Annotated in this window: 11 protein-coding genes; 7 read left to right on the top strand and 4 right to left on the bottom strand. The window is 75.1% G+C overall.

Going from position 1 to position 9870, the window contains the following annotated elements; genetic code table 11:
* From CBZ_RS06410 to CBZ_RS06390, 5 genes are all read left to right on the top strand, one after another.
* On the top strand, nt 1-735 hold a 735-nt coding region (locus tag CBZ_RS06410), incomplete at its 5' end, for a uracil-DNA glycosylase (RefSeq protein WP_130780749.1).
* A gap of 48 nt (nt 736-783) precedes the next feature.
* The gene (locus tag CBZ_RS06405; RefSeq protein ID WP_130780748.1) at nt 784-1758 is read left to right on the top strand and encodes a glycoside hydrolase family 113; all 975 of its coding nucleotides are present in this window, start codon (nt 784-786) and stop codon (nt 1756-1758) included.
* A gap of 120 nt (nt 1759-1878) precedes the next feature.
* Nucleotides 1879-2925 carry an LLM class flavin-dependent oxidoreductase gene (locus tag CBZ_RS06400; protein WP_130780747.1) on the top strand — a complete coding sequence of 349 codons (1047 nt, stop codon included), beginning with the start codon at nt 1879-1881 and terminating at the stop codon, nt 2923-2925.
* A gap of 117 nt (nt 2926-3042) precedes the next feature.
* The gene (locus CBZ_RS06395) at nt 3043-3780 is read left to right on the top strand and encodes a hypothetical protein (protein ID WP_130780746.1); all 738 of its coding nucleotides are present in this window, start codon (nt 3043-3045) and stop codon (nt 3778-3780) included.
* A complete protein-coding gene (locus tag CBZ_RS06390; protein ID WP_130780745.1) occupies nt 3777-4022 on the top strand; it encodes a helix-turn-helix domain-containing protein in 246 nt (81 codons plus the stop codon). Before CBZ_RS06395 ends, CBZ_RS06390 begins: the two co-directional genes overlap by 4 nt.
* Before the next feature lie 9 nt (nt 4023-4031).
* On the opposite strand, the gene CBZ_RS06385 is transcribed toward CBZ_RS06390, so the two are convergent.
* On the bottom strand, nt 4032-5306 hold the full coding sequence (locus CBZ_RS06385) for an alpha/beta fold hydrolase (protein ID WP_130780751.1): 1275 nt from the start codon (nt 5304-5306) through the stop codon (nt 4032-4034).
* A 333-nt stretch (nt 5307-5639) separates the two neighbouring features.
* On the opposite strand from CBZ_RS06385, the gene CBZ_RS06380 reads away from it, so the two are divergent.
* Nucleotides 5640-7016, top strand: a complete 1377-nt coding sequence (locus CBZ_RS06380) for an MDR family MFS transporter (protein WP_130780744.1) — start codon at nt 5640-5642, stop codon at nt 7014-7016.
* 14 nt (nt 7017-7030) lie between these two features.
* Here the strand turns inward: CBZ_RS06380 and CBZ_RS06375 are convergent, their stop codons facing one another.
* Nucleotides 7031-7213: a DUF1918 domain-containing protein gene (locus tag CBZ_RS06375; protein ID WP_130780743.1), complete on the bottom strand. Its 183-nt coding sequence runs from the start codon at nt 7211-7213 to the stop codon at nt 7031-7033.
* Nucleotides 7214-7219: 6 nt separating this feature from the next.
* Nucleotides 7220-7888: an LmeA family phospholipid-binding protein gene (locus CBZ_RS06370; protein ID WP_246013102.1), complete on the bottom strand. Its 669-nt coding sequence runs from the start codon at nt 7886-7888 to the stop codon at nt 7220-7222.
* Nucleotides 7889-8112: 224 nt separating this feature from the next.
* Between CBZ_RS06370 and CBZ_RS06365 the strand changes: the two genes are divergently transcribed.
* Nucleotides 8113-8529 (top strand): hypothetical protein, encoded by a 417-nt coding sequence (locus CBZ_RS06365; protein ID WP_130780742.1) that lies wholly within the window; start codon nt 8113-8115, stop codon nt 8527-8529.
* 103 nt (nt 8530-8632) lie between these two features.
* Here the strand turns inward: CBZ_RS06365 and CBZ_RS06360 are convergent.
* A partial coding sequence (locus tag CBZ_RS06360; protein WP_130780741.1) for an SbcC/MukB-like Walker B domain-containing protein occupies nt 8633-9870 on the bottom strand: 1238 nt, incomplete at its 5' end.

The following is a 9870-nucleotide window of genomic DNA, read 5'->3' as shown; positions in this document are numbered from 1 at the left end:
GACCTCGACGCGCTCGTCGTCGGCTGCCGCGCGTGCCCGCGGCTCGTCGCGTGGCGCGAGGAGGTCGCCGTCGTGAAGCGCGCGGCCTTCCGCGACGAGACGTACTGGGCGCGGCCCGTGCCGGGGTTCGGCGACCCGTCCGCCGCGGTGCTCGTCGTCGGCCTCGCACCCGCCGCGCACGGCGCGAACCGCACGGGCCGGATGTTCACGGGCGACCGGTCGGGCGACTTCCTGTTCGCCGCGATGCACCGGACGGGGTTCGCGTCGCAGGCGCTGTCGGTCCGCCGTGACGACGGCCTGACCCTCACGGGGATCCGCGTCACCGCGCCCGTGCGGTGCGCGCCCCCGGCGAACGCCCCGACGCCGCAGGAGCGGCGCACGTGCGGGCCGTTCCTGGCGCGGGAGATCGAGCTCGTCGACCCGGGGGTGCTCGTCGTGCTGGGCGGGTTCGGCTGGCAGGCGGTCCTCGCGACGCTCGCGGAGCAGGGGTGGGACGTCCCCCGGCCGCGGCCCGTCTTCGGTCACGGCGTCGAGGTGCGGCTGCGCCGGTCGTCGCGACCCCCGACCGGGACGGTGGGTGGCGGCCGTGACGAGCTCGTGCTGGTCGGCTGCTTCCACGTGAGCCAGCAGAACACCTTCACGGGCCGGCTCACGCCCGGGATGCTCGACGACGTCCTGGTCCGGGCACGCGATCTCGTCGGCGAGCACTTTGTTCGGCAGGCTGAAAAAGCCTAGGCTGGCCCGGGCGTCGCGACGAGGCGACGACCGGGTCGGAGGTGGGCGATGGGCACGCACGGCACGCAGCAGATCCCCGGCGGGTACGTCGCCGGCATGACGTGGGGCTGGACCGGCGTCCGCGGCACGTGGGGCGACGACCGCGCCGAACGGTCGATGGACCTCATGGTCGAACGGCTCGGCGTGACCTGGACCGCCGTCACCTTCGCCGCCTACCAGGACACCGCGCAGTCCGTCGACGTCCGGTACGCCGACGCCCCGACCGTCACCGACGACGAGGTCCGCTGGGCGATCCGCGCCGCGAAGGCCCGCGGCCTGCGCGTCTGCCTCAAGCCCGTCGTCAACGTCGCCGACGGCACCTGGCGCGCGCACATCAACTTCTTCGACCACGACGTCCCGCCCGAGCCCAAGTGGTCGCAGTGGTTCGCGTCGTACACCGCGTACGTCGTCCACCACGCGCGTATCGCCGCCGAGGAGGGCGCCGAGATGCTCTGCATCGGCTGCGAGATGGTCCAGACGGACCGCCGCGAGGCGGAGTGGCGCGCGCTCGTCGCCGAGGTCCGTGCCGTCTACGACGGCCTCGTCACGTACAACTGCGACAAGTACCAGGAGGACCACGTCGGCTGGTGGGACGCCGTCGACGTCATCTCCTCCTCCGGCTACTACCCCGCCGACGACTGGGAGCACCAGCTCGACCGCATCGAGCCCGTCGTCGAGCGGTTCGGCAAGCCGTTCTTCTTCATGGAGGCCGGCTGCCCGAGCCGTGAGGGCTCGCCCGCGCTCCCCAACGACTGGGCGCTGCCCGGCGCACCGTCGCAGGAGGCGCAGGTGCACTGGTACGAGTCGGCGTTCGGTGCGTGCGCCGCCCGCCCGTGGGTGCAGGGCTTCATGCTCTGGGACTGGCCGTCCGCGCTCTACGACGAGGCCGACGCGGCGACGAACGACGACTACTGCATGTACGGCAAGGCCGCCGAGGCGACCGTGCGGGAGGCGTACGCGGAGCGGACCAAGGCCCGGGTGTAGCGCCCGGGCGTCGTCCGCCGGAGCCCGTGGCGCACGCGGCAGCGCGGACCTCGGTCTCGCCTGCCGGACGGTCGAGGGCGGCTGCGGCGGACGACGACCGGCGCGACGTACGGTGCCGACGTGACCGCCGTGACCGCCGTGACCCCGCGCCTCGAGCTCAGCTTCCTCACCTTCGTCCCGTACGACGACCCCGCCGACGCCGGCCGGTCGCTGCGCGAAGCCGTCGACCTGTTCCGGTTCGCCGAGGAGCTCGGCTACGACATCGGGTGGGTCCGCGTCCGGCATCTCGAGCGGTTCCTGTCGTCGCCGTTCCCGCTGTTCTCGGCGATCGCGGAGCGGACGACCCGTCTGCGGTTCGGGACCGCCGTGCTGCCCATGCGGTACGCCGACCCGGTGAGCGTCGCGGAGGACGCGGCGACCGTCGACCTGCTGTCGGGTGGCCGCCTGGAGCTCGGCGTCGCGGGCGGGATCAAGCCGGCCGCGGCGATCCTCGACGGCGTGTACGGGGCGAGCGAGCGGTCGTTCGAGGACGAGTCGCAGGACCGGATCGCGCGGCTGCGGTCGGCGCTGCGCGGCGAGCCGGTGGCGGTCGCGCCCGACCAGGGCTTCCCGATCGCGCCGCCCGGCACCCCGCTGACGGTGACCCCGCACAGCCCGGGCCTGGCCGACCGCGTCTGGTACGGCCCGGGGTCGCGCGCGACGGCGGTCCGCACGGCCGAGCAGGGCATGGACCTGCTCGTGTCGACGCTCAACACCGAGGACGACGGACGCTCGTTCGAGGAGGGGCAGCGCGACCAGATCCTCGCGTACAAGGACGCGTTCGACGTGCCCGGACGGACGCCGCGCGTGGTCGCCGGCCGCATCGTCCTGCCGAGCGTCACGCCCGCCGACGACGACCTGTTCGCGGAGTACGTCGCCTGGTACGCCGGGCGGTTCGACGACCGCGGCCGGCCGCTCGGGGGCAACGGGTTCGGGGTGTTCAGCCCGACGCACCACGGGCCGGCCGACGCCGTCGTCGAGAGCCTGCGGGCCGACGTCGCGCTGCGGGAGGCGACGGGCCTGGACGTCGTCCTGCCCGCGAACGCGACGCACGCGATGAGCCGAAGGATCCTGGAGAACGTCGCGACGTCGGTCGCGCCGCACCTCGGCTGGACGCCCGCGCACTGACCTGCTCCCGCGCCGCGTGCGGGGTGGCGAACGGGTGACACCCCTCGCCTCGACATCTCGATCATCGATACGTTCCGACCCGCAGGAACACATCGACTATCGAGATGGGTGGATTCGATGACCGCGACGGTCGAGCCGGATCAGGGGCAGCGACGGGCCACCCGCACGGTGGGGTCCGCCCTCCTCGTCGGGGTGCTGCTCGTCGGCGCGTGGCTGGCCGTCGCGGGCGGCGTCCTCACCGCCGTGATGGCGGTCGCCGAACGCGGCACGGCCGCGGAGGCACCCGTCCGCCTGACCGCCCCGGTCGGGTACACCGAGGCGCTGCTCCCGTGCGTCGCGGGCTGGTCGACGGACGGGTCGTCGTGCGAGCCGTCCGTGTCGGCCGACGTGTGGCCCGGCGGCACGCCGCTGCCCGTCCGCCGCTCCGGGGTCCTGCTCGCCGCCTCGACGGGCGACCCGGTGACCGCGCTGCTCGCCACGTCCGCCGCGTGGGGCGGGCTCGTCGCGGGCGGGGTCGTCGGGCTGCTCCTGGTCCCCGTCCTGCGCGGCACCGCGTCGGGCCGTCCGTTCGCCCCCGGCACCGCCCGGCGGCTCGCGCTGGCGGCAGGCACGGTCGGCGGCGCGTGGCTGGTCGCGACCGTCGGCGAGCGTGTCGCGGCAGGCCGCGTCGTCGCCGCGCTGGAGGGGTCGACGCTCTGGTCGCCGACCGGGACCTTCACCGTGCCCGACGGCTGGTTCGCCCCCGCGCTGCACGTCACGTGGTGGCCGCTGCTCCTCGCCGTCCTGCTCGCCGCCCTCGCCGCGGCCACCCACCGGGGTGCTCGACTGGCGTCCGACACCGAGGGCCTGGTGTGAGCCCGGCGCGCGACGACGACGAGGGCCGGCACCGGGTCGTCTCCCACCTCGGGGCCCTGCTCGACGCCCGCGGGATGACCCTCGTCCAGCTCGCGGCTCTCACCGGCATCACCGTCGCCAACCTGTCCGTCCTGAAGAACGGCCGGGCGCGCGCGATCCGGTTCAGCACCCTCACCGCCGTCTGCGACGTCCTCGGGTGCCAGCCGGGCGACCTCCTGCAGGTGACGCCGCCGCCCGACTGACGCGGCGAATCAGCGCCCGGTGACCGACCAGACGCCGTCGACCAGGTCGAGCAGCCGCGGCAGGATCGTGTCGCCCGCCACGCGCAGGCCGTCGTGCAGGTGCTCGTTGGTGATCCACACCTGCACGTTCCCGACCGCGTCGGCCGTGCGCAGCGCCAGGTCCAGGTCGACGTACGGGTCGTCGTAGTACTGCGCGGCCGCCACCGGCACCTCGTTCGACCCGAGCCGGTCGAGGTCGTACAGCGCGGGCCACTCCGTCCGCTCCGCCAGCAGGTGCGCCGCCGCCTCGAAGGGCCGCAGCGCCGCCTGCTGCGCGTACATCCACGGGAACATCGCCTCACCCGTGAGCAGCAGCGGCCGCGCCGAGGGGGCGAACGACGGCCGTCGGGCCGCCTCCTCGGCCGCCGCCCACCCGCCGGCACGCTCGCCCTGGTGGTAGATGACCTCCTGCAGCACCGCGTACAGCGGGTTCGTGTCGAAGCCCGTGCGCGCGGCGACGTCCGTGAGGAACGCGACCGACGGCTCGCCCGTCGTGTCGACCGCCGTGTCCAGCAGCCAGTGCAGGTCACGGATCCCCGTGCTCATGCCCAGCGACATGCCGAGGGTCTGCAGCCGCTCCGGGGTGAGGACGTCGCCGTCCGGCAGGACGACGTCCCCCGCCGCGACCCGGTCCGCGAGCCGCCCCAGCAGCGTCACGTCGTCCGGGTGCTGCCGCGCGAGCTCCACGTTGCGCGACGCCTGCCGGTCGAACGTCTGCCGGTACACCGCCTCCGCGTCGACCGTCAGCGGCGACAGCCCGCCCGTGACGTAGCAGGCCGTCAGCGCCTCCGGGTGCCGCGACAGGTACGTCATCGTGAGGAAGCCGCCGTACGACTGCCCCAGCGTCGACCACGGCCGCCCGCCGAACAGCGTCGTGCGCACGTGCTCCGCGTCGGCCACGATCGCGTCGCCGCGGAAGCACGCCAGGTAGTCGGCGGCCGTCGCCGGGTCGTCGAACCGGGCGATGCTGCGCGCGTCGACGCGCGACGACCGGCCCGTCCCGCGCTGGTCGAGCAGCACCACGCGGAACCGCTCGAGCGCCGCGCCGAGCCACCCGCCCTGCCCCGGACGCGGAGCCATCCCGCCGGGACCGCCCTGCAGGAACACCAGCAGCGGCAGGTCGTCCGACGCCTTGCGCGGGTCGACGACCTCACGCGCGAACACCTCGAGGTCGCCGAACCGCGTCGGGTCGGCCCAGTCGACGGGGACCCGCACCCGGTGGTCGCGCACGACGAACCCCGTCATCCGGTACTCGGCGGTCGTCGCGCCGCCCGTAGCGCTGCCCGTCGTGCCGTCCGCCGTCCCGTCGGTCCCCGCCCGCTGCGTCATGCGCGCCAGCGTAGGCGGCCCCGGGCGCGGCACGGCGACGCCGGTGGCAGGCTCGACCCCGGCCCGTCCCGCACCGGCCGGCCGTACGCAGTCGCTGACCCCGGCCGGCCGCACCACCGACGGCCGCACCACGCTCGGCCGCACCACGAGGAGGCGACGCACCTGACCGGCACCCAGGCCCAGGGCGGAGCCGTCACGCGTGCCAGCGTCGGCCTGCGGTCCGAGCGCGGCCCGATCCTGCTCGCCCTCATGGTGACGACGGGCCTCGTCGCGATCGACGCGACGATCCTCGCGACCGCCGTCCCCACCATCGTCCGCGAGCTCGGCGGCTTCGAGAGCTTCCCGTGGCTCTTCTCCGTCTACCTGCTGACGCAGGCGGTCAGCGTCCCGATCTACTCCAAGCTCGCCGACACCGTCGGGCGGCTGCCCGTCGTCCTCGTCGGCATCGGGCTGTTCCTGCTCGGGTCCGTCCTGTGCGGCCTCGCGTGGAGCATGCCCGCCCTCATCGCCGCGCGCGCCGTCCAAGGACTCGGGGCGGGCGCCGTGCAGCCCATGGCCATCACGATCGCGGGCGACATCTACACCGTCGCCGAGCGCGCCAAGGCGCAGGCGTACATCGCGGCCGTCTGGGCGGCGTCGTCCGTCGTCGGCCCGACCCTCGGCGGCGTCTTCTCCGAGTACGCGTCGTGGCGGTGGATCTTCTGGGTCAACGTCCCCCTGTGCGCGTGGGCCGCGTGGCTGCTCGTCCGGCACCTGCGCGAGGACGTCGCCCGCGTCGTCCACCGCATCGACTGGGCGGGTGGCGCGCTGCTCACCGTCGGCCTGACGCTCCTCGTCCTCGCGCTGCTCGAGGGCGGGCACGCCTGGCCCTGGGCGTCGCTGCCGAGCATCGGCTCCCTGTCGCTCGCCGTCGTGCTGCTCGTCGCGTTCGTGCTCGTCGAGCGGCGCGCCGCCGAACCGGTCCTGCCGCTGTGGGTGTTCCGACGACGGCTGCTCGTCGCCGCGGTGCTCGTCGCCCTCAGCGTCGGCGCGGTCCTCGTCGGGCTGTCGTCGTACATCCCGACGTTCCTCGAGGTCCTCCTCGGAGTCACGCCGCTGGTCTCGGGGCTGACGCTCGCCGCCCTCACGCTCGGCTGGCCGATCACCGCCTCCCAGTCGGGCCGCCTGTACCTGCGCTACGGCTTCCGCGCCACGGCCCTCACCGGCGCCGCGCTCGTCCTGGTCGGCACAGTGGCGCTCGTCGTCGTGTCGCTGCGCCCGACCGTCGTGGGCGTCGGGCTGTGCTGCTTCGTCGTCGGCGCCGGCATGGGCCTCGCCGCCTCGCCGACGCTCATCGCCGCGCAGGCTAGCGTCGGGTGGGGCGACCGCGGCGTCGTCACCGGCACGAACGCGTTCGCCCGGTCGCTCGGCAGCGCCGTCGGCGTGGCTCTGCTCGGTGCCCTGGTCAACGGGCTGCTGCGTGGTGCGGACGCCACCCAGGAGCCCGAGCGCTTCCAGCAGGCGGTGACCGTCGCCCTCGTGGGCGTGGTCCTCGCGGCCGTCGCGCTGGCCGTCGGCGCCGCGCTGATCCCGCGCTCGACGCCCACGACGGACCGCCCGCCCGACCGCGCGCGACCGAGCGACTGACCGGCTCCGGGCGGTCAGCTCGCGTGCGACTCGATCGACACGTCCGGCCCCGGGAACACGAGCGACTCGTGCCCGTCGTCGAACCGCACCAGGTACGGGCCCTCCGAGCCCCGCGCCTCCACCACCGTCCCGCTGCGGTCCGCGGTCCCGACGGTCCGGCCGTGGACGACGACCTTGTCTCCCACCTCAGCGTGCATGTGCGCTCACCTCGTCCCCAGGCTAGGCCGCGCGGGGTCGACCCGCCCACCCCTCACGGCCCGCCCGTCGGACGGGCTGCTCGGCGGGCGACGGCACGACGCCTCGCGCAGACTGGGCGGGTGCCGCGCGGACCGACCGGCGCGGCCACGACCCCGAGGAGGAGCCATGGGCATCGACGACCTGGTGGGCAAGGCGAAGGGCGCCCTCGAAGGCCGTGAGGCCGCCGAGAGGTCGACGCCGAGGACCGCGCCGGACGCGATGAGCCGGTCGCCCTCGACGCTCACGTCGACGTCGAGGTCGGTCTGCTCCGCGACGACCTGCTCGAGCGTCGCGGTCGGCAGGGTCGCGCTGATCGTTCCCGTCGAGACCGTGTACGGCTCGCTCGTCTGGACGCCCTGCGCGTCGAACGTCACGTCGGTCGCGGTGATGCCGCCGTCGAGCGTGACACCGTCGACGCTGCCCGACACGTCGTCGAGCGACCCGGCCAGCACCTGCGTGAGGAACGGGAACCCCTCGATGCTCAGCGACGGCGTCCCGGTGACGTCCAGGTTCTCCTGGACGGCCTCGACCGCACGACGCTCCGCCATCGACGCCGCGACGCGGTCGGCCACCACGACGCCTGCGCCCAGGACCAGCACCACCGAGACGGTGACGGCGACCGCGCGCCCGCTCACGCGTCGCCTGCCGCTGTCGGTCGTCCGGTGCGCGTGGAGGTCACGCGCCCACCGTAGGTGCCGGACCGCGTCCGCACATCCGATGAGCCGCACCCGGTCGACGGCCGCTGCCGACCGGCCAGGGACGGGTGTGAGACGGAGCGGATCGAGTCGGCGGAACCTGTGGCGCGCGTCACACCCGCGACTTAGCCTGGGAGCAACGCGCTCCGACGAAGGACCTCACGATGTCGTGGGTATTGCTGGCGGGAGTCTTCCTCGTCCCGGCGCTCGTCTTCAGCGCCTTCTGGTCGTTGTTCCCAGGGGTCGACGAGCCGCCGAGGTGGCGAGTCGTGCTGGCCGACCGGCTGGAGGCGTGGGCGCACCACCTCCGCCCCGAGCGTCGGCGCCCGCCTGACCCCTTCGACGCGCTGCGCGTCCAGGAGCGCCTGGGCGCGGTCGCCGACCACGTGCGGTCGTTGGAGCTCGACCCCCGCACGTTCGCGCGCGCCGAGCGCATCATCGCGTCGCAGCTCGCCTACGACCAGCTGCTCGCCGAGGCGTGCCAGCTTGCCGGTATCGAGGTCCAGCCCCGCCCGAAGGGCGACCCTGCGGAGCGCTTCCGCGAGGAGGTCGAGCTCGCCTCCCGCGGCTGGACGTGGTGACACCCCGACCAGCGACCCGTCCCTGACGCACCGAGCGCGCCTGGACCGGGCGACGCCTGTCCCGACGGGAGCCGTCGTGACGTGTCGCCCGGCGCGCGCCTCGTCAGCCTGCGCGGACCGTGAGGGTGCTCGGTCCGTCGGCCGTCGGTCGCACCTCGATGCGGTCGGCGATCGACTGCTTGAGCGTCTCGACGTGGGACACGACCCCGACGACCCGCCCGCCGGCGCGCAGCCGGCCGAGCTCGGCGAGGACCTGCTCGAGCGTGTGCGGGTCGAGCGAGCCGAACCCCTCGTCGACGAACAGCGTGCCGAGGTCGATGCCGCCCGCCTCGGCGGTGACGACGTCCGCCATGCCGAGCGCGAGGCACAGCGACACGTAGAACGTCTCCCCGCCGGACAGGGTGCGCGGGTCTCGCTCGTGCCCCGTGCGGTGGTCGACGACCCGCATCGAGAGGCCCGTGCGGCGGCTGCTGACGTCCTCCTTGCGGTCGCTGCGGACGAGCTCGTACCGGCCGTCCGACATCCCGAGCAGGCGGTCGTTGGCGGCGGCGACGACGTCCTCGAACCGGCGGGTCAGGACGAACGTGGCGAGCGAGAGCGCCTGGGCGTTGTCGCCGCCCGTGCCGCCGGCGATCCCCGCGAGGCGGGCCACGGGGGCGTGCTCCGCCCGGCGCTCCGCGAGCACCTGGGCGGCGGTGAGGACGCCCGTCGCGGCAGCGTCGACCGCCGTGGCCCGCTCGAGCGCCACGCGCGCGGCCCCCGCGGCCTCGTCGGCTGCCGCGCGGGCCCGCCGCTCGGCGTCCTGCGTCGCGTGCAGGTCGACGTGGAAGTCGTCGGGCAGTGTCACGACGGCGGCGTCGGCGAGCCCGGCGCGCACACCGGCGACGGCGGCGGTGTACGCCTCGACGGTCGCGGTGAGCTCGGCGAGGACGGCCGGCTCGACGAGGGCGGCGCGCGCGTCGGCGGCGGACCCGAAGCCGTGGGTGGCCAAGCCGTCGGTGAGCTCGGTCGTGCGGGTCGTGGCCGCGAGGCGTGCCTGCTCGACGGTGAGGAGCGCGTCGACGAGGGCCCCGGCCGCGAGCACCCGGGCCCGCAGAGCGGCGTGCCGGGCGGCGACCGTGGGGAACCCGTCGCGAGCGCCCTCGACCTCGGCCTCGGCGGCGGCGAGCTGCTGGACGAGCGCCTCCGCCCGGACCTCGGCGGCGGCGAGGGCGGTGCGCGCAGCCTCGCGCTGGTCGGTGCGCTGCCGGGTCGCGGCGTCGTGGGCGTCGATCGCCCGGACGAGCCGGTCGACGTCTGCGGCGGCGGCGAGGGCGGCGTCCCGGGCGGACCGGGCGGCGG

Origin of the sequence: Cellulomonas biazotea (genome assembly GCF_004306155.1) — a bacterium.
In the GTDB taxonomy this organism is placed as follows: Bacteria; Actinomycetota; Actinomycetes; order Actinomycetales; family Cellulomonadaceae; genus Cellulomonas; species Cellulomonas biazotea.
The sequence above is the reverse complement of the archived record's forward strand: the minus strand, read 5'-3'. Positions and strand labels throughout refer to the sequence as shown.

What these genes read in the sequence shown, in the direction of transcription:
- CBZ_RS06395 (WP_130780746.1), top strand. Translation starts at nt 3,043, where the DNA reads ATGACCGCGACGGTCGAGCCGGATCAGGGGCAGCGACGGGCCACCCGC.
- CBZ_RS06405 (WP_130780748.1), top strand. Translation starts at nt 784, where the DNA reads ATGGGCACGCACGGCACGCAGCAGATCCCCGGCGGGTACGTCGCCGGC.
- CBZ_RS06385 (WP_130780751.1), bottom strand. Translation starts at nt 5,306, where the DNA reads ATGACGGGGTTCGTCGTGCGCGACCACCGGGTGCGGGTCCCCGTCGAC.
- CBZ_RS06365 (WP_130780742.1), top strand. Translation starts at nt 8,113, where the DNA reads ATGTCGTGGGTATTGCTGGCGGGAGTCTTCCTCGTCCCGGCGCTCGTC.
- CBZ_RS06380 (WP_130780744.1), top strand. Translation starts at nt 5,640, where the DNA reads ATGGTGACGACGGGCCTCGTCGCGATCGACGCGACGATCCTCGCGACC.
- CBZ_RS06375 (WP_130780743.1), bottom strand. Translation starts at nt 7,213, where the DNA reads ATGCACGCTGAGGTGGGAGACAAGGTCGTCGTCCACGGCCGGACCGTC.